Source organism: Agrococcus sp. UYP33, assembly GCF_054060915.1.
This window is the reverse complement of the sequence record NZ_JBSSDR010000002.1, coordinates 427949-445949: the sequence shown is the minus strand read 5'-3', so window position 1 is coordinate 445949 and position 18001 is coordinate 427949. Positions and strand designations below refer to the sequence as shown.

Sequence of the window (18001 nt, the reverse complement as noted above, 5' to 3'; positions counted from 1 at the left end):
CCGGGGCCGCCACGGCGGCCCCGGTCGTCACGTCGGTCATCGTCCGGTGAGGGCGAGGAGCCGGTCGAGGCCCTCGTCGAGGTCGTCGAGCGTCAGCGTCAGCACGGGTCGTCCGTGCTCGGCGAGCACGCTCGCGTCGCCGGAGGCCTGCGCCTGGATGAGCTGCCCGAAGGTGAACGGCCGGCCGGGGATCTCGAGGTCCTCGTGCGGCTGGCCGAGCAGCTGCAGGAAGACGCCGTTCGGCGTGCCGCCCTTGTGGTACTGCCCGGTCGAGTGCAGGAAGCGCGGGCCCCAGCCGAACGTCACCGGGCGACCGGTGCGGGCGGCGAAGGCCGCGCGCAGCCGCTCGAAGCGAGGCTGGCCGATGCGGTCGAGGTAGGCGTGCACCGCGAGGTACCCGCCGTCGCCGAGCTGCGCGAGCAGCGCGTCGACGGAAGCCTCGAGCGAGTCGAGCGCGACGTCCTGCGTGCCGCGGATCTCGATGCCCGCATCCACGGCCACGGGCTCCGCGGCCGGGGCGAGGTCGTCGAGCAGGCCGCGCGCCGCGATCTTCGCCGACTCGACGTCGGGCTGGTCGAACGGGTTGATGCCGAGCAGGCGGCCCGCGACGGCGGTCGCGAACTCCCACACGAGCAGCTGCGCGCCGAGCGTGCCGGCGACCTCCACCTCGCCGTGCGTGACCTCGCGGGCCTCGCGCGCGGACCCGACGAGCCGCACGACCTGGAGGTCGGGGACGTCCGCGGCGAGCTCCGGGGCATCCTTCTCGAGCACGACCGGCAGCACCCCGACGCCGTCCTTGCCGGTCGACTCGGCGATGAGCTGCTCGGCCCACTCACCGAGGCCGACGATGTGCGTGCCGTCTGTGACGATGCCGAGCTTGTCGCGCAGCGGCCGGGTGCCGGCGATCGCGGCCGCGAGCATGAGCCCGGGGTTGTCGTCGGCGTCCTCGCTGATCTCGGGCAGGGCGGCGATCGCCTCGTCGAGCAGCTCGCGCACGTCGACGCCCGCGAGCCCGGAGGGCACGATGCCGAAGGCGGTGAGCGCCGAGTAGCGGCCGCCCACGTTGGGGTCGGCGTTGAAGACCCGGTAGCCCGCGGCCCGTGCGTCGCCGTCGAGCGGCGAGCCCGGGTCGGTGACGACGATGATGCGCTCGACGGGGTCGATGCCCGCCTCGCGGTAGGCGGCCTCGAAGGCGCGGCGCTGGCTGTCGGTCTCGAGCGTCGAGCCCGACTTCGACGAGACGACGAGCGCCGTCCGCTGCAGGCCGTCGCGCAGCGCGCGGCGCACCTGGCCGGGCTCGGTCGAGTCGAGCACCGTGAGGTTCACGCCCTCGGTGCGGGTGATGACCTCGGGCGCGAGCGACGAGCCGCCCATGCCGGCGAGCGCGATGCGGTCGACGCCGCGGAGGCGCAGCTGCTTGCGCAGCGCCTCGATGTCGTCGACGAGCCCGCGGGTCTCGGTCGCGGCCTCGACCCAGCCGAGCCGGATCGACGCCTCGGCTTCCGCGGCCTCGCCCCACAGGGTCGCGTCGCCCGCGACCAGGCGGCCGGCGACGCCGTCGGCGACGAGCTGCGGCACGACCCGCTCGATCGCCTCGCGGGCGGCGCCGGACGCGGTGATCGTGAAGGTCATCGCTCCGCTCCCGCCTGGTCCAGGTGACCCTGCACGGTCTCGACGAGCTCCGCCCACGAGGCGTCGAACTTGTCGAGCCCCTCGGTCTCGAGCAGCTCGACGACCTCGACGTACGAGACGCCGATCGCGTCGAGCGCGTCGAGCACCGAGTTGGCCTCGTCGGCGGTGCCGGTGACGGTGTCGCCGGTGACGCGACCGTGGTCGGCGAGCGCCTCGAGCGTCTTCTCGGGCATCGTGTTGACCGTCTGCGGCGCGACGAGCTCGGTGACGTAGAGCGTGTCGGGCAGCGACGGGTCCTTGACGCCGGTCGACGCCCACAGCGGGCGCTGCGTGTTGGCGCCGGCCTCGAGCAGCGTCAGCGCGCGCTCGGTCGCGAAGGTCTCCTGCCACGCGCGGTACGCGAGGCGGGCGTTCGCGAGCCCGGCCTTGCCCTTGAGCGCGGCCGCCTCGTCGGTGCCGATCGCGTCGAGCCGCTTGTCGATCTCGGCGTCGACGCGCGACACGAAGAACGAGGCGACGGAGTGGATCTTCGACAGGTCGATGCCCGCCTGCTGCGCGCGCTCGAGACCCGTGAGGTACGCGTTCATCACGTCGCGGTAGCGGTCGAGCGAGAAGATCAGCGTGACGTTGACGCTGATCCCCGCGCCGATCGTCGCGGCGATCGCCTCGAGGCCCTGCTGGGTCGCGGGGATCTTGATGAGCACGTTCTCGCGCCCGACCCGCTCGTGGAGCATCGCGGCCTGCGCGATCGTGCCCTCGGTGTCGCGCGCGAGGCCCGGCTCGACCTCGATCGAGACGCGGCCGTCGCGGCCGTTCGTCGCCCGGTAGACCGGCTCGAACAGGTCGCACGCGTCGGCGACGTCCTTCGTCGTGAGCGCGGTGATGACCTGGTCGACGGTCGCGCCCTCGCCCGCGAGCTCGACGACCGCGGCCTCGTACGAGTCGCCGGCGGCGATCGCGTTGGCGAAGATCGTCGGGTTCGTCGTGACGCCGACGACGTTGCGCTCCTCGATGAGGGCGGCGAGCGAGCCGCTCGTGAGCCGCTCGCTCGAGAGGTCGTCGAGCCAGATGCTGACGCCGGCGTCGCTGAGTGCCTTCGTGTTCTCGTTCATGGTGCCTCCTCGCCCGCTCAGCGGGCAGCCTCGATGGATGCGCGAGCAGCCTCGACCACGGCCTCGACCGTGAAGCCGAACTCGCGGAAGAGCGTCTGCCAGTCGGCGCTCGCGCCGAAGTGGTCGATGCCGATGGTGCGGCCGGCGTCGCCGACGATGCCGTGCCAGGTGAGCGCGGAGCCCGCCTCGACCGAGACGCGAGCGCGCACGGCCGCGGGCAGCACCGTCTCGCGGTACTCGGCCGGCTGCTCCGCGAACCACTCGAGCGAGGGCGCCGCGACGACGCGGGCGGCGACGCCGTCCGCCTGCAGCTGCTCGCGGGCGGCGAGGGCGAGCTGCACCTCGGAGCCGGTCGCGATGAGCAGCACCTCGGGGGTGCCGCCGGTCGCCTCGGCGAGCACGTAGGCGCCCTTGGCGACGTTCGACGCGTGCGCGAGGGTGTCGCCCTCGGCCGCGCCGTCGCCGCGCTCGAGCACCGGCAGGTTCTGGCGCGTGAGCGCGATGCCGACCGGCTGGTCACGGCGCTCGAGGATCGTCTTCCACGCCCAGGCGGTCTCGTTCGCGTCCGACGGGCGGACGACCTCGAAGCCGGGGATGGCGCGCAGCGTCGCGAGCTGCTCGATCGGCTGGTGCGTCGGGCCGTCCTCGCCGAGCGCGACGGAGTCGTGCGTCCAGACGTGGATCGGGTGCACGCCCATCAGCGCGGCGAGGCGCAGCGCGGGGCGCTGGTAGTCGCTGAAGATGAGGAACGTGCCGCCGTAGGGGCGGGTCGGGCCGTGCAGCACGATGCCGTTGAGGATCGACGCCATCGCGTGCTCGCGGATGCCGAAGTGCAGCGTGCGGCCGGCGGCGGAGGCGTTCGGCCAGGCCTTCGTCGCGTGCTGCGAGGGGGCGAAGGAGCCCTTGCCCTCGAGCGTCGTGTTGTTCGACTCGGCGAGGTCGGCGGAGCCGCCCCACAGCTCGGGGATGACGTCGGCGAGCGCGTTGAGCACCTTGCCGGACGCCGCGCGGGTCGACACCTCGGTGCCGGCCTCGAAGACCGGGAGCGCGTCCTCGACGCCCTCGGGCAGCGCGCCCGAGAGCAGGCGGTCGAGCAGCGCCTTCTTGTCGGCGTTGGCCTCTGCCCAAGCGTCGAAGCGCTCCTGCCACGCGCTGCGCGCGGCGGCGGCGCGCTCGGCGGCGTTGCCGCGCGTGTACTCGAGCACGGCGTCGTCGACCTGGAACGACTGCTCGGGGTCGAAGCCGAGCACCTCCTTGAGCGCCGCGACCTCCTCGCCGCCGAGCTTCGAGCCGTGGATCTTGCCGGTGCCCTGCTTCTTGGGGGCGGGCCAGCCGATGATGGTCTTGAGGATGATGAGGCTCGGCTTGCCGGTCTCGGCCTGCGCCTGCGCGATCGCGTCGTGCAGCGCCTCGACGTCCTCGACGTACTCGGGGGAGGTGGGGTCGTCGCCCTGGCGCCACGACACCTCGAGCACCTGCCAGCCGTAGGCCTCGTAGCGGCCCTTGACGTCCTCGGTGAAGGCGATGTTGACGTCGTCCTCGATCGAGATGGCGTTGGAGTCGTAGATCGCGATGAGGCGGCCGAGCTCGTGGTGGCCCGCGAGGGAGCCCGCCTCGCTCGTGACGCCCTCCTGCAGGTCGCCGTCGCCGGCGATGACGTAGGTGTAGTGGTCGAACGGGCTCTCGCCGTCCGGCGTCGACGGGTCGAGGAGCTCGCGCTCGAAGCGCTGCGCGTAGGCGAAGCCGACGGCGGATGCGAGTCCCTGGCCGAGCGGACCGGTGGTGATCTCGACGCCCTTGGTGTGGCCGTACTCCGGGTGGCCCGGCGTCAGCGAGCCCCAGGTGCGGAGCGACTCGAGGTCGCCCTTCTCGAGGCCGGAGCCGGTCAGGTAGAGCTGGATGTACTGCGTCAGCGACGAGTGGCCGACGGAGAGGATGAAGCGGTCGCGGCCCAGCCAGCGGTCGTCGGCCGGGTCGCGGTCCATCACCTTCTGGAACAGCAGGTGCGCGACCGGCGCGAGGCTCATCGCCGTGCCGGGGTGTCCGTTGCCGACCTTCTCGACGGCGTCCGCCGCGAGGACTCGGGCCGTGTCGACGGCCTGCTGGTCGGTGGTGGTCCATTCGAATGCCAAGGAGGCTCCTTCATCTGGCGGCACGGAGCCGCTTGCGGGGCGGACGATTGCGACGCCCCCAGCATAGTGAGGGAGCGCATCCCGCCCCGGCGCGAATCCCGCAGTGTGACGCTGCGCGTCCGATAGGATGGAGGGGCCTCCGGGCCCCCCACACGCTCAGTCGAACGGATACCGCTGCATGTCGAACGCCACCTCGCACGGCGTCGAGAGGCCGCAGGTCGCGGGGGAGCGGGAGCGCTCGCGCGTCGCGGTGAAGGCCGAGGCGTACGTCGCCCTGACGAAGCCGCGGGTCATCGAGCTGCTGCTCGTCACCGCCCTGCCGACGATGTTCCTCGCGGCGGGCGGCGTCCCCCCGATCGGCGCGCTGCTCGCGACGCTCCTGGGCGGCTTCCTGAGCGCCGGCAGCGCCAACGCGTTCAACATGATCCTCGACCGCGACATCGACCGCGTCATGCACCGCACGCAGCGCCGGCCGCTCGTCACCGGCACGCTGTCGGTGACCGAGGCGCGGGTGTTCGCCTGGACGCTCGCGGTCGTCTCGACGCTCGTGCTCGGCCTCTTCGCCAACTGGCTCGCCGCAGCGCTGTCGGTCGCCGCGATCGCCTTCTACGTGCTCATCTACACGATGCTGCTGAAGCGCCGCACCGAGCAGAACATCGTCTGGGGCGGCATCGCCGGATGCTTCCCGGTCGTGATCGGCTGGGCGGGCGTCACCGGCTCGCTCGACTGGCCCGCGTGGATCCTCTTCACGCTCGTCTTCCTCTGGACGCCCGCGCACTACTGGCCGCTGTCGATGAAGTACCGCGACGACTACCAGGCGGCCGACGTGCCGATGCTGGCGGTCGTGCGCGGCAAGCCGATGGTCGGCATCCAGGTGATCCTCTACGCGTGGGCGTCGCTCGCCTGCACCCTGCTGCTGATCCCGGTCGCGAGCATGGGTCTGCTCTACTCGGGCATCGCGGTGGTCGCGGGCGCCTGGTTCGTCGCCGAGGCGCACGGGCTGTACAGCCGGGCGATCCGCGGCGAGCGCGAGGTGCGCGCGATGCGCGTCTTCCACGCCTCGAACACGTACCTGACGCTCATCTTCCTCGCGGTCGGCATCGACCCGCTGCTGCCCTTCTAGCGACCGGAGCGCGCCCGGTGGCGTGACGCCGATCGGCCTGAGCGCCGAGGCGGGCGAGATGCGGCGTCGGCATCGCGCACAGCCCGATCGAGCTCGCGCCGATGCAGCGGCTGGCGGCGCATCGCGAGGCGGCGTACCGTGCCAGCTGACCGATACCGGATCGAGCAGCCATGGCGCTGATGCTGGTGTGCGGCGCACTGCTCGCCGTCGGCGTCGCCTTCACCCTCCTGTGGAGCGACGAGCGACTCCTCGCGCCCCACGGCCGGCTGGCGCCCACGGCACCGGGTGTCGGGCCGGCAGGGGCGTCGGCACGGGTGGCGGCCCTCCGGCTGTACGCCTGGTGGGCGTCGGTCCTGACGGTGGCGGGGGTGGCGACCGGCATCGTGATCGCTGGGGCAGGCGGGCGCCTCGCGATGCGGCTGCTGGCCGTCACCTCGCCGCAGTCGACCGGCCGGCTGACCGAGGGCGACGCGACCATCGGCCGGATCACGCTGGAGGGCACGGTCGCGCTGCTCGTCTTCGGCGCGCTGCCGCTCGCCCTCGGCTCCGCCGCGCTCTACCTGCTGGTGGCGCCATGGCTCCCGGCAGGACGAGCGGCCGGCCCCGTCTTCGGCGGGCTGCTGCTCGTGACGATCGCGCCGTTCGCCGACCCGCTGCGAGCGGACAACATCGACTTCGGCCGGCTCGGTCCCGGCTGGCTCTCGGTGCTCGTGCTCGGGGGCCTGACGGTGCTCCAGGGCGCCGCGGTCGCCGCGTGCGCAGGCCGGCTGAGCCGGAGCCTGCCGCTGCTGTCGCGGAGCAGCCTGCCGGCAGCGGTCCCACCGATCGTGCTCGCGCTCCTGCTCGTGCCGCTCGGCCTCCTGCTCGCCGCCGCCGCCGCGGTCGTCGCGCTGCTCCCACGCCTCCTGCCGTGGCTGCTGACGATGCGCGCGTCGCGGCCGGCCGTCGTCGTCGGCCGCGCCCTGCTCGCGGTCGCGGTGCTCGTGGCGCTGCCGAGCTGCATCGCGGCGGTCACGTCGATCGTCACCGCTTCGCCGCGCTAGACGCGGTCGAGCATCTGCAGCAGGCGGCCCTCGCGGAGCGCCCAGGGGCTCACGTCGAGCTCGCGCACGCCGAACGCGCGCATCGCCTCCGAGAGCACGATGCCGCCGGCGACGATCTGGAACGTGCGGTCGGGCGTGATGCCGGGCAGCGCGGCGCGCGACTTCGCGTCCATGCGCGCGAGCCGCGGCACCCAGTCGTCGAGCTGCGCGCGCGTGAGCACGGCGCGATCGGCGTCGCCGACGCCAGGCAGCAGGTTGCCCGCGAGCCGGGCGAGCGAGCGGATGGTCTTCGACGACCCGATCACGTGGTCGGGCCGACCGAAGGGCTTGACCTGCGCGACGGCGTCGTCGAGCACGGCCTTCGCGTAGATGCGCAGCGCGCGCTGGTCGGCGGCGCTCGGCGGATCGGCGTGGAAGAAGCCGACGGTGCTGCGGCCCGCGCCGAGCGGCACCGAGATCGCCACGTCGGGCTCCTCGTCGATGCCAGAGGCGATCTCGAGCGAGCCGCCGCCGATGTCGAGCAGCAGGATGCGGCCGGCAGACCAGCCGAACCAGCGCCGGACGGCGAGGAACGTGAGCCGCGCCTCGTCGGCGCCCGAGAGGATGTCGAGCGTCACCTGCGCCTCGCGCTCGATGCGCGCGACGACCTCCTCGCCGTTCGCCGCCTCGCGCAGCGCGCTCGTCGCCATCACGACGAAGTCGTCGAGCTGCTCGCTGCGCGCGATCGCGGTGCACTCGCCGATCGCCGTGAGCAGCGCCGCGACGCCCTCGTCGCTGATCGAGCCGTCGTCCTGCAGGTAGCGCATGAGCCGCAGCGTGAGCTTGTGCGAGCGCTGCGGGATCGGCCTGCCACCCAGGCGCACGTCGACGATGAGCAGGTGCACGGTGTTCGAGCCGATGTCGAGCACGCCGAGGCGCGCGCCGTGCCGGGCGGCGCCGATCGCGCCGACGATCGGGCGGGTGGAGGTCATGCGCCCGATCCTGCCATCACGCGTCGACGCGGCCCTGCACGACGGCGGCGTCCCGTGCCGCGGGCACGGCGGCATCCGCCGTGGCACGCAGCGACAGCACCGTCGCGACGGCGATCGCGGTCGTCACGACCGAGAGCACCATGTGGATGCCGACGAGGCCGATCGGCAGGCCGATGCGCGACTGCACGACACCCACCAGGATCTGGACGAGCACCGCGCCGAGCAGCGCGAGCGACCAGCCGAGGTGCCGGCGCGGGCCGCGCGCGGCAGCGGCGACCACGACGGCCACGACGAGCGCGAGCAGCAGGTAGCCGGGCCACGAGTGCACGTGCTGCATGATCGCCGGGTCGAGGCCGTTGCGCGCCGCGCCGCCGTCGCCTGCGTGCGGGCCGGAGCCCGTCGTGAGCACGCCCACGAACACGACGACCGCGAGCACGGCCGTCATCGCGTGCACGAGGGCCGACTGCCAGCGCGGCGCCGTGCGAGCTCCGGGCGTGCCCACGACGATCCGCCACGCGAGCACCGCGGAGACCGCGACGAGCACGACCGAGATGGTGAAGTGGATCCCGACCGTGTCGGGACGCAGGGACATCCACACGACGACCGCGCCGATGAGCGCCTGCGCGATCGTGAGCGCGAGCACGATCGCCGCGAGCACGAGGTTCGTGCGACCGGCGGCCTTGCGGATCACGAGCACGAGCATGACGAGCGCGATCGCGACGACGATCCCGCCCCACACGCGGTTGCCGAACTCGATGATGCCGTGGATGCCCTGCTCCGGGACCGGCGTGAAGGAGCCCGGCACGCAGTTCGGCCACTCCGAGCAGCCGAGGCCCGATCCCGTCAGGCGGACGGCACCGCCCGTGCCGACGATGATGATCTGGGACACGAGCGTGGCCCATGCCGCGATGATGAGGCTCCGCGAGCGCTCGAGCAAGATGCACCTCTCATGCCGTTCGCGGTAGGATGTGGGAGAGCCCATCGGCTCCGAACCCCCATGCCGCTGACAGCGGCGAGGCATGTGCGAAGGCCCTACAAGTATGGCTGAGCGCGGCGGTTCGGATTCGCGCGGAATGCCGAGGAGCACCGCCGGGTTGCACACGATGTGGAAGGGGGAGCGATGTCTGACGTCCTGATCGACCGGCCAGAGCTCGAGAGCCTGGGGCAGTACGAGTTCGGGTGGCATGACTCCGACGAGGCTGGAGCCGTCGCGAAGCGAGGGCTGAGCGAAGCGGTGGTCCGCAACATCTCGGAGCTGAAGAGCGAGACCGACTGGATGCTCGAGCGGCGCCTCAAGGGCCTGCAGCTCTTCGAGCGCAAGCCGATGCCCACGTGGGGTGCCGACATCTCCGGCATCGACTTCGACAACATCAAGTACTTCGTGCGGTCGACCGAGCGCCAGGCCCAGACCTGGGAGGACCTGCCCGAGGACATCCGCAGCACGTACGACCGGCTGGGCATCCCGGAGGCCGAGCGCTCGCGCCTCGTCTCCGGCGTCGCCGCGCAGTACGAGTCGGAGGTCGTGTACCACCAGATCCAGGAGGATCTGGAGGCGCAGGGCGTCATCTTCATGGACACCGACACGGCGCTCCGCGAGCACCCGGAGTTCTTCGAGGAGTACTTCGGCACCGTGATCCCGGCGGGCGACAACAAGTTCGCCGCGCTCAACACGGCGGTGTGGTCGGGCGGCTCGTTCGTCTACGTGCCGAAGGGCGTGCACGTCGAGATCCCGCTGCAGGCCTACTTCCGCATCAACACCGAGAACATGGGCCAGTTCGAGCGCACGCTCATCATCGCCGACGAGGGCTCGTACGTGCACTACATCGAGGGCTGCACGGCCCCGATCTACTCGTCCGACTCGCTGCACTCGGCGGTCGTCGAGATCATCGTGAAGAAGAACGCCCGCGTGCGCTACACGACGATCCAGAACTGGTCGAACAACGTCTACAACCTCGTCACGAAGCGCGCCATCGCCGAGGAGGGCGCGACGATGGAGTGGATCGACGGCAACATCGGCTCCAAGGTGACGATGAAGTACCCGTCCATCTACCTCGTGGGCGAGCGCGCCAAGGGCGAGACCCTGTCGGTCGCGTTCGCTGGCCCCGGCCAGCACCAGGACGCCGGCGCGAAGATGATCCACATGGCGCCGTACACGACGTCGTCGATCGTCTCGAAGTCGATCGCGCGCGGCGGCGGCCGAGCCGGCTACCGCGGCGAGGTGCGCGTCGATGCGAACGCGCACCACTCGGCGAACAGCGTCGTCTGCGACGCCCTGCTCGTCGACACGATGTCGCGCTCCGACACCTACCCGGCGATCGACATCCGAGTCGACGACGTCGTGCTCGGCCACGAGGCGACCGTGTCGAAGGTGAGCGAGGAGCAGCTGTTCTACCTCATGTCGCGCGGCCTGGCCGAGACCGAGGCGATGGCGATGATCGTGCGCGGCTTCATCGAGCCGATCGCCCGCGAGCTGCCCATGGAGTACGCGCTCGAGCTCAACAAGCTCATCGAGATGAGCATGGAAGGATCCGTCGGTTGATGACTGCGACAGACACGACCCCCGCACCCCTGGGCGCCGTGCCCGCGCCGGCCGAGCGCTTCGTCCCGATCCAGACCCGCTCGGAGCGCCCGACGTCGTTCGAGCCCGCCGACTTCGGCGTGCCGACCGGCCGTGAGGTCAACTGGAAGCTCTCCGACGTGCGTCGCCTCGCGCCGCTGTTCGTCGACGAGGAGACCGAGACCGCCACGCCCGGGATCGAGTACGACGTCGAGGCGCTCGTCGAGCGCGGCCTGCTCGTCGAGTCGACCGGCCTCGATGCCCCGGTGCGCGGCGAGATCTTCCGCCCCGAGGACGTCGTCGGTGCGATCGCGTGGAAGCGCGGCGTGAACGCGCTGCACGTGCGGCTGCCGGAGGGGCGCGAGCAGACCGAGCCGGTCATCGCGCGCCTGCACGGCACGGGTGCCGACCGCCACGCGAACGCGCACATCGTCATCGAGGCCATGCCCGGCTCGATCGGCACCGTCGTGCTGCACCACTCGGGCTCGGCGCGCTACGCGCAGAACGTCGAGATCCTCGTCCGCGACGGCGCGCGCCTCACGGTCATCTCGGTGCAGGACTGGGAGGACGACTCCGTCCACGCCTCGACGCACCAGGCGGTCGTGGGCGAGGGCGCGTTCCTCAAGCACATGGTCGTCTCGTTCGGCGGCGGCGTCGTGCGGGTCAACCCGTCGATGCGCCTCGCGGGCCACCGCGCCGAGGGCGAGATGTACGGCCTGTCGTTCGCCGACGCCGGCCAGCACATCGAGAGCCAGGTGTTCATGTTCCATGAGGGCACCGAGACGCGCGGCAACGTGCTCTACAAGGGCGCCCTCCAGGGCATCGGCGCGCGCTCGGTGTGGGTGGGCGACGTGCTCATCGGCCGCGACGCGACCGGCACCGACAGCTACGAGAAGAACCAGAACCTCGTGCTGACCGACGGCGCCCGCGCCGACAGCATCCCGAACCTCGAGATCCAGACGGGCGACATCGCCGGCGCCGGCCACGCATCCGCGACCGGCCGCTTCGACGACGAGCAGCTGTTCTACCTCGAGTCGCGCGGCATCGACGAGGAGCAGGCTCGCCGGCTCGTCGTGATCGGCTTCCTCATGGAGATCGTGCAGAAGATCGGCGTGCCCGAGATCGAGCAGCGCCTCGCCGAGGCGATCGAGGAGGAGCTGCGACGCGGCGCCGGCCTCGCCCCCGCGTCGAAGGCTGGGGCATGACGGCACAGCGCGCCTGCGGTGTGGGCGACGTCGCGGTGAGCGCGGCCATGAAGGTCGAGCTCGACGGCATCGCGATCGCGATCGTGAAGGACTCGTCCGGCGCGATCCACGCGATCGGCGACACCTGCACGCACGGCGAGATCTCGCTGTCGGAGGGCTTCGTCGAGGACGAGGCGATCGAGTGCTGGGCGCACGGCTCGCAGTTCGCGCTCCGCACCGGCAAGCCCATGAACCTCCCGGCCTACGAGCCGGTGCCGGTGTTCCCGGTGATCATCGACGGCGACGACGTGCTCGTCGACGTGCAGAACCCATTGACCCTGCAGTAGCTGCAGCCGAGACTGTTCGTGCGGCTGCGGCCGCCGAGGAAGGAAGCGCCATGAGCGTGCTGGACATCAAGGACCTGCAGGTCTCCATCGAGACCGAGCAGGGCAAGAAGGAGATCCTGCGGGGCGTGGACCTGCGGATCGCGTCGGGCGAGATCCACGCGGTGATGGGGCCGAACGGCTCCGGCAAGTCGACCCTCGCCTACACGATCGCGGGTCACCCGCGGTACTCCGTCGACGGTGGCTCGATCACCCTCGACGGCGAGGACGTGCTCGAGATGAGCGTCGACGAGCGCGCTCGCGCCGGCCTGTTCCTCGCGATGCAGTACCCGGTCGAGATCCCCGGCGTGACGGTGTCGAACTTCCTGCGCACCGCGAAGACCGCGGTCTCGGGCGAGGCCCCCCGCGTGCGCCAGTGGATCGGCGACGTGCGCACGGCCATGGAGCAGCTGCGCATGGACCCGTCGTTCGGCGAGCGCAACGTGAACGAGGGCTTCTCGGGCGGCGAGAAGAAGCGCCACGAGATCCTGCAGATGGAGCTCCTGCGCCCGCAGTTCGCCGTGCTCGACGAGACCGACTCGGGCCTCGACGTCGACGCGCTGCGCATCGTCTCGGAGGGCGTGAACCGCATCAAGGGCGAGACCGGCCTCGGTGTGCTGCTCATCACGCACTACACGCGCATCCTGCGCTACATCCAGCCCGACTTCGTGCACGTGTTCGTCAACGGGCGCATCGCCGAGCAGGGCGGCCGCGAGCTGGCCGACCGCCTCGAGGACGAGGGCTACGACCGCTACCTCAAGGCCGGCGTCTGATGGCCCTCGTCGAGATCGACGCGACGAAGTTCGACGAGGTCACCGAGGCGCTCAAGGATGTCGTCGACCCCGAGCTCGACGTCAACATCGTCGACCTGGGCCTGGTCTACGACCTCGCCTGGGACGACGAGCAGCACGCGCTCGTGATCTCGATGACGCTCACCTCGGCGGGCTGCCCGCTCACCGACGTGATCGAGACCGAGATCGCCGAGAAGCTCGACGGCGTCGTGGAGCAGTTCCGCATCAACTGGGTGTGGATGCCGCCGTGGGGTCCCGAGCGGATCACCGAGGACGGCCGCGAGATGATGAGGGCGCTCGGCTTCACCATCTAGCGATGGTCGAGCCGCAGCGAGCGGCTTCAGCAGGAGGACCCGGACGATCCAGTGGATCGTCCGGCCGAGCGTCGTCGGGAGCGCTAGCGAGCGATTTGGGGTTCACGATCTCGCAAGCGAGCGATCTCGGCTTCACCGTCTGGCTAGACCCGAACAAGCACGAAGGGGACGACCCCAAGGTCGTCCCCTTCGCGCATCCACAGCGATCTCACCCCGCCCGACTCACCCGCGGCGCCCACGCCCGCTCCGGCTCGACGACCGACAGCATCGACCAGACGGTGGTCGCGAGCGGCGGGTAGTCCTCGACGATGCGGCGCAGCACGCGGTCGCTCGTCTCGTGGTCCGGGCGCACCGCGGCGGGCAGGAGGATCCGCTCGGCGCGCAGCAGCAGCACGACGATCTCGTCGACGCTCGGCAGCTCGGTCATGAACTCCCATGGGTCCTCGCCGGCGCGCAGCCGCTCCTCGACGAGCACCGAGCGCTCGTCCGCGGCCTCGGCGCGCAGCACCTCGAGGCTCGCGCGCCTGCGCGGCTCGGGGACGTGGGCTTCCGTGTGCGGCACCGAGCGGTCAGCGCTCCCGACCCTGCCGCGGCTTCCGCGGCGGACGCTCGTCGGACCCGCGCCCACCGCGGTCTCCGCGGTCGCCGCGCGACGGCCGCGCACCGGTGTCGACCTGGATGTCGATCGGCACGCCCATGATGCGGGTCTTCGAGAGCTGCTCGAGCTGGGAGCGGTCGAGCTCGGGGAGCTCGACGAGCGTGTGGTCGAAGCGGATCTGGATGCGTCCGAAGTCGTCACGGCCCAGGCCGCCCTCGTTCGCGAGCGCGCCGACGATCTGCCGCGGCTCGACGCCCTTGCGGCTGCCGACGGCGAGGCGGTACGTCGTCGCATCCGAGGGTCCGCGACGCGAGCGTCGCTCGCCGTCGCCGTCGGCGCGGGCGGGACGATCCGCGCGCTCGGGGCGGTCGGCCCGCGACGCCTGCAGCGCGCGGTCGGCGCGCTCGTCGAGCAGCAGCGGCGTCTCGCCCTGCGCGACGACGGCGAGCGCGGCGGCGACGTCCTCCTGCGGCACGTCGTGGTGCTCGACGTAGTGGGCGACGATCTCGCGGAACCGCTCGATGCGGTCGCTCTGCGCGAGCGCGGCGGTGATGGCGTCGTCGAAGCGCGTCAGGCGCGTCGAGTTCACCTCGTCGGCGCTCGGCATCGGCATGATCGCGACCGTGCCGCGGGTCGCCTTCTCGATCTGGCTGAGCATGCGCCGCTCGCGCGCGGTGACGAAGCTGATCGCGTCGCCCGTGCGCCCGGCGCGACCGGTGCGGCCGATGCGGTGCACGTACGACTCGGTGTCGATCGGCAGGTCGTAGTTGATGACGTGGCTGATGCGCTCGACGTCGAGGCCGCGCGCCGCGACGTCGGTCGCCACGAGCACGTCGAGGTCGCCGGAGCGCAGCTGCTCGATCATCTTCTCGCGCTGCGGCTGCGCGACGTCGCCCGAGATGCCAGCGGCGGCGTAGCCGCGCGCCCGCAGGCGCTCCGCGACCGTCTCGGTCTCGTTGCGCGTGCGGGTGAAGACGATCGCCGCCTCGAAGGGCTCGACCTCGAGCACGCGCGTGAGCGCCTCGAGCTTCTGCTGGTACGAGACCATGAGCGCCCGCTGGGTGATGCTCGGCGACGTCGACGCGCTGCCGCGCACGGTGATCTCGACGGGCTCGCGCAGGTGCTGCTGCGAGATCGCGCGGATCTGCCGCGGCATGGTCGCCGAGAAGAGGGCGACCTGCTTCTCCGGCGGCGTCGACTGCAGGATCTGGTCGACGTCCTCGGCGAAGCCCATCCGCAGCATCTCGTCGGCCTCGTCGAGCACGACGTGCGTGAGGCCCGAGAGGTCGAGCGTGCCCTTCGCGAGGTGGTCCATGATGCGGCCGGGGGTGCCGACGATGACGTGCACGCCGCGGCGGAGCGCCGACAGCTGCACGCCATAGCCCTGGCCGCCGTAGATCGGCAGCACGTGCACGCCGCCGAGGTGGGCCGCGTAGCGCTCGAACGCCTCGCACACCTGCACGGCGAGCTCGCGCGTGGGCGTCAGCACGAGCGCCTGCGGGCTGCGGCGCGCGACGTCGATCGCGGCGAGCACGGGGAGCGCGAACGCGGCCGTCTTGCCGGTGCCGGTCGACGCGAGGCCGATGAGGTCGCGGCCGCCGAGCAGCGGCGGGATGGTCTCGGCCTGGATCGCCGACGGCGTCTCGTAGCCGACGTCGTCGAGGGCCTTCAGGATGGCGGGCGGGAGGCCGAGGCTGGCGAACGTGGTGCGCTCGCCGTCGGGCTCGGAGGCTTGGGTGGGCTGCGCGTCGTTCACGTGTGCAAGGGTACGCGGTGCCCCGCGCGCCCGGCGCGCCTCCCGGAGCCGCTGGGTGCAGGATGAGCGGGTGAGCTCGCAGTCGACGACCCGGCGCAACCGCGCATCGGTGCTCGCGGCCGCCCGCACGGCCGGCGACGCGTCGCGCGCGGAGCTCGCCTCGGCGACCGGCCTCAGCGTCGCGACCGTGTCGCGCGCGGTCGTCGCCCTCATCGACGCCGGGCTGCTCGTCGAGCAGAGCGCCGTCGGACCCTCCGGCGGGAGGCCGCTCGGGCGGGTGCGGGTCGACGAGTCGGCCGCCACCGTGCTCGCCGTCGACGTCGCGGACCACCACACGACGCTCGCGCTCGTCGACCTCGGCGGCACCGTGCGCTGGAGCGAGCGGCTGGATGCACCGCCCGGCGCTGACGAGCGGCTCGCGCACACGCTGCACGCCATCGAGACCGCCTGGCACGCGCCGCACGGCCGACGGCCCCCGGTCGCCATCGGCGTCGCGATCCCCGGCCCCGTGCAGGCGGACGGCACGATCGACTTCGCGCCCGCGCTGCACTGGCACGGCATCCACCTCGGCGACCTGCTGCGCCAGCGCCTCGACGCGCCGGTCGCGGTCGGCAACGACGCCAACCTCATCGCCGTGGCGGAGTCCCGCTGGGGCGAGCACCGCGAGGCGACGAGCCTCATGGCGCTCGCCGTCTTCGAGGGCGTCGGCGCCGGCATCGTCGAGCACGGCAGGATCCTCGAGGGGAGCCGCGGCTTCGCCGGGCAGATCGGTCGCATGCTCGTCGGGCCCGACTCGATCGACCGCCTCTACGTCGACTTCGGCGACCTGGAGTCGCAGCTCGGCTCCGCCGGGCTCGTGCGGCGTGCGGCCGCCGACGGGATCGAGCTGCCCGCCGGCGTCGAGCCCTTCGCGGCGGTGTTCGCGCGAGCGGGGGAGCGGTCGCCCGCCGGCGCGTTCGCCCGACGCGTCCTCGACGAGTTCGCGGTCGCGCTCGCCAACGTGTGCGCGCTGCTCGACCCGGAGGTGATCGTGCTCGCAGGCCGCTTCGCTCCGCTCGCGGAGACGGTCGTGCCCGAGCTGGAGCGCCGGCTCACGGGCCGGGTGCTGCACATCCCGAGGCTCGTGCCCGCCTCGGCGGACGGCGAGGGCGCGCTGCTCGGCGCGGCCGCGATCGCTGTCGATGCCTTCGGGTCGCTGGAGCGCCTGCTCGACGCGTAGGTCACGATTCGGACACGGTGCTAGGCGTCGCCGCACGGTCGTGCAACACTGGCCTCATCATTTTTCGCAGTCTGCATGAAAGTGCGGACACGGATGCAAGGAGGCATCGACATGCGACAGCGCGCACTCGGATTCGCGGCTCTGGCGACGGCAACCCTCGTCGTCGCAGGCTGCTCGACCGTCTCGAACGAGCCGGCCCCCAGCGGATCGGACGCAGCAGCGGCCGGGCCCTTCACGATCGGCATCAGCAACGGCTTCGTCGGCTCCGAGTACCGGACGCAGATGGTCGCCGACATCGAGGAGGCGGCCTCGGAGTACCAGGAGGCCGGCACGCTCGAGGATCTCGTGCTCGAGAACGCCGACACCGACGTCAACGGCCAGATCCAGCAGGTCCGCAACCTCATCAACGCCGGCGTCGACGCGATCATCGCCGACCCCAACTCGGGCTCCGCGCTCGACCAGGTGTTCCAGGAGGCGACCGACCAGGGCATCCTCGTCTTCGCGATCGACCAGGCGGTGACCGCCGAGAGCGTCATCAACGTCGGCATCGACCAGGAGCTGTGGGCCGAGACGAGCGCCGAGTGGCTCGCCGAGAAGGTCGGCGACGGCGGCAGCATCGTCGCGGTCAACGGCATCTCGGGCCACCCGGCCAACGAGGCCCGCTGGGGCGCGGCGCAGGCCGTGTTCGAGGAGGCCGGCGTCGAGGTGCTCACCACCGCTGACGGCGGCTGGGACCAGGCGACCGGTCAGCAGGAGATGGGCAACCTGCTCGCGACCTACCCTGACATCGACGGCGTCTGGACGCAGGACGGCATGGCCCTCGGCGTGCTGCAGGCGCTCATCGCTGCCGACAAGCAGGACGAGATCGTGATGTCGGGCGAGGCCCGCAACGGCTTCCTCCGGCTCTGGAGCGAGCAGGCCGACGGCTTCGAGTCGATCGGCGTCGTGAACCCCCCGGGAACGGGCGCGACCGCGCTGCACATCGCCATGGCGATGCTGCAGGGCGCCGAGCTCGACGAGTCGCAGCTGCAGGACGGCCACAACATCGTGCTGGAGCTCGAGGAGGCCGTCACGGCCGAGAACTTCGACGAGATCTGGGGCGAGGTCGAGAGCCAGCCCGACACCTACGTGCTCGACTCGGTGCTCTCCGCCGAGGACGTCCAGCAGTTCCTGCAGTAGGACCGAC

The 18001-nt window shown here is 71.9% G+C and carries 16 protein-coding genes; 9 read left to right on the top strand and 7 right to left on the bottom strand.

Annotated features, from left to right (window positions below):
* Nucleotides 1-36: 36 nt before the first annotated feature.
* The 3 genes from ACVWW9_RS12470 to tkt are packed head-to-tail and all read right to left on the bottom strand — an operon-like array spanning nucleotide 37 to nucleotide 4876.
* The gene (locus ACVWW9_RS12470) at nucleotides 37-1632 is read right to left on the bottom strand and encodes a glucose-6-phosphate isomerase (RefSeq protein WP_456515777.1); all 1596 of its coding nucleotides are present in this window, start codon (nucleotides 1630-1632) and stop codon (nucleotides 37-39) included.
* Complete coding sequence (gene tal / locus ACVWW9_RS12465; RefSeq protein WP_456515776.1) at nucleotides 1629-2744, bottom strand: transaldolase; 1116 nt, start codon at nucleotides 2742-2744, stop codon at nucleotides 1629-1631. The genes ACVWW9_RS12470 and tal overlap by 4 nt, the downstream gene beginning before the upstream one ends.
* A 17-nt stretch (nucleotides 2745-2761) precedes the next feature.
* Nucleotides 2762-4876, bottom strand: coding sequence for a transketolase (tkt, locus tag ACVWW9_RS12460; protein ID WP_456515775.1), 2115 nt, complete (start codon nucleotides 4874-4876; stop codon nucleotides 2762-2764).
* A 178-nt stretch (nucleotides 4877-5054) separates the two neighbouring features.
* Between tkt and ACVWW9_RS12455 the strand changes: the two genes are divergently transcribed.
* Together ACVWW9_RS12455 and ACVWW9_RS12450 are read left to right on the top strand one after the other, a co-directional pair.
* Nucleotides 5055-5999, top strand: coding sequence for a heme o synthase (locus tag ACVWW9_RS12455; RefSeq protein WP_456515774.1), 945 nt, complete (start codon nucleotides 5055-5057; stop codon nucleotides 5997-5999).
* 170 nt (nucleotides 6000-6169) lie between these two features.
* On the top strand, nucleotides 6170-7042 hold the full coding sequence (locus tag ACVWW9_RS12450; RefSeq protein WP_456515773.1) for a hypothetical protein: 873 nt from the start codon (nucleotides 6170-6172) through the stop codon (nucleotides 7040-7042).
* Here ACVWW9_RS12450 and ACVWW9_RS12445 read toward each other — a convergent pair.
* Nucleotides 7039-8013, bottom strand: coding sequence for a Ppx/GppA phosphatase family protein (locus ACVWW9_RS12445; RefSeq protein WP_456515772.1), 975 nt, complete (start codon nucleotides 8011-8013; stop codon nucleotides 7039-7041). The genes ACVWW9_RS12450 and ACVWW9_RS12445 overlap by 4 nt on opposite strands.
* A 16-nt stretch (nucleotides 8014-8029) precedes the next feature.
* Nucleotides 8030-8950, bottom strand: coding sequence for a COX15/CtaA family protein (locus ACVWW9_RS12440; protein ID WP_456515771.1), 921 nt, complete (start codon nucleotides 8948-8950; stop codon nucleotides 8030-8032).
* A gap of 183 nt (nucleotides 8951-9133) precedes the next feature.
* On the opposite strand from ACVWW9_RS12440, the gene sufB reads away from it, so the two are divergent.
* The 5 genes from sufB to ACVWW9_RS12415 are packed head-to-tail and all read left to right on the top strand — an operon-like array spanning nucleotide 9134 to nucleotide 13242.
* On the top strand, nucleotides 9134-10552 hold the full coding sequence (gene sufB / locus ACVWW9_RS12435) for a Fe-S cluster assembly protein SufB (protein WP_123697916.1): 1419 nt from the start codon (nucleotides 9134-9136) through the stop codon (nucleotides 10550-10552).
* Nucleotides 10552-11775 (top strand): Fe-S cluster assembly protein SufD, encoded by a 1224-nt coding sequence (sufD, locus tag ACVWW9_RS12430; RefSeq protein WP_456515770.1) that lies wholly within the window; start codon nucleotides 10552-10554, stop codon nucleotides 11773-11775. The genes sufB and sufD overlap by 1 nt, the downstream gene beginning before the upstream one ends.
* Nucleotides 11772-12101 carry a non-heme iron oxygenase ferredoxin subunit gene (locus tag ACVWW9_RS12425; RefSeq protein ID WP_354260704.1) on the top strand — a complete coding sequence of 110 codons (330 nt, stop codon included), beginning with the start codon at nucleotides 11772-11774 and terminating at the stop codon, nucleotides 12099-12101. The genes sufD and ACVWW9_RS12425 overlap by 4 nt, the downstream gene beginning before the upstream one ends.
* Before the next feature lie 50 nt (nucleotides 12102-12151).
* The gene (gene sufC, locus ACVWW9_RS12420) at nucleotides 12152-12910 is read left to right on the top strand and encodes a Fe-S cluster assembly ATPase SufC (RefSeq protein WP_123697913.1); all 759 of its coding nucleotides are present in this window, start codon (nucleotides 12152-12154) and stop codon (nucleotides 12908-12910) included.
* Complete coding sequence (locus tag ACVWW9_RS12415) at nucleotides 12910-13242, top strand: metal-sulfur cluster assembly factor (RefSeq protein ID WP_354260708.1); 333 nt, start codon at nucleotides 12910-12912, stop codon at nucleotides 13240-13242. Before sufC ends, ACVWW9_RS12415 begins: the two co-directional genes overlap by 1 nt.
* Before the next feature lie 208 nt (nucleotides 13243-13450).
* On the opposite strand, the gene ACVWW9_RS12410 is transcribed toward ACVWW9_RS12415, so the two are convergent.
* Together ACVWW9_RS12410 and ACVWW9_RS12405 are read right to left on the bottom strand one after the other, a co-directional pair.
* The gene (locus tag ACVWW9_RS12410; RefSeq protein WP_354260710.1) at nucleotides 13451-13804 is read right to left on the bottom strand and encodes a tryptophan synthase subunit alpha; all 354 of its coding nucleotides are present in this window, start codon (nucleotides 13802-13804) and stop codon (nucleotides 13451-13453) included.
* Between the two features lie 7 nt (nucleotides 13805-13811).
* Complete coding sequence (locus ACVWW9_RS12405; RefSeq protein WP_456515769.1) at nucleotides 13812-15596, bottom strand: DEAD/DEAH box helicase; 1785 nt, start codon at nucleotides 15594-15596, stop codon at nucleotides 13812-13814.
* Nucleotides 15597-15666: 70 nt separating this feature from the next.
* Here ACVWW9_RS12405 and ACVWW9_RS12400 point away from each other — a divergent pair, with 70 nt between their 5' ends.
* Together ACVWW9_RS12400 and ACVWW9_RS12395 are read left to right on the top strand one after the other, a co-directional pair.
* A complete protein-coding gene (locus ACVWW9_RS12400; protein WP_456515768.1) occupies nucleotides 15667-16815 on the top strand; it encodes an ROK family protein in 1149 nt (382 codons plus the stop codon).
* 111 nt (nucleotides 16816-16926) lie between these two features.
* Complete coding sequence (locus ACVWW9_RS12395; RefSeq protein ID WP_354260716.1) at nucleotides 16927-17994, top strand: substrate-binding domain-containing protein; 1068 nt, start codon at nucleotides 16927-16929, stop codon at nucleotides 17992-17994.
* Nucleotides 17995-18001 lie beyond the last annotated feature (7 nt).

Excerpts from the sequence above, each read along its gene's own strand:
- tal (WP_456515776.1), bottom strand. The coding sequence starts at position 2,744 with ATGAACGAGAACACGAAGGCACTCAGCGACGCCGGCGTCAGCATCTGG.
- ACVWW9_RS12450 (WP_456515773.1), top strand. The coding sequence starts at position 6,170 with ATGGCGCTGATGCTGGTGTGCGGCGCACTGCTCGCCGTCGGCGTCGCC.
- ACVWW9_RS12395 (WP_354260716.1), top strand. The coding sequence starts at position 16,927 with ATGCGACAGCGCGCACTCGGATTCGCGGCTCTGGCGACGGCAACCCTC.
- sufD (WP_456515770.1), top strand. The coding sequence starts at position 10,552 with ATGACTGCGACAGACACGACCCCCGCACCCCTGGGCGCCGTGCCCGCG.
- ACVWW9_RS12425 (WP_354260704.1), top strand. The coding sequence starts at position 11,772 with ATGACGGCACAGCGCGCCTGCGGTGTGGGCGACGTCGCGGTGAGCGCG.
- sufC (WP_123697913.1), top strand. The coding sequence starts at position 12,152 with ATGAGCGTGCTGGACATCAAGGACCTGCAGGTCTCCATCGAGACCGAG.
- ACVWW9_RS12470 (WP_456515777.1), bottom strand. The coding sequence starts at position 1,632 with ATGACCTTCACGATCACCGCGTCCGGCGCCGCCCGCGAGGCGATCGAG.
- ACVWW9_RS12455 (WP_456515774.1), top strand. The coding sequence starts at position 5,055 with ATGTCGAACGCCACCTCGCACGGCGTCGAGAGGCCGCAGGTCGCGGGG.
- ACVWW9_RS12415 (WP_354260708.1), top strand. The coding sequence starts at position 12,910 with ATGGCCCTCGTCGAGATCGACGCGACGAAGTTCGACGAGGTCACCGAG.
- sufB (WP_123697916.1), top strand. The coding sequence starts at position 9,134 with ATGTCTGACGTCCTGATCGACCGGCCAGAGCTCGAGAGCCTGGGGCAG.
- ACVWW9_RS12445 (WP_456515772.1), bottom strand. The coding sequence starts at position 8,013 with ATGACCTCCACCCGCCCGATCGTCGGCGCGATCGGCGCCGCCCGGCAC.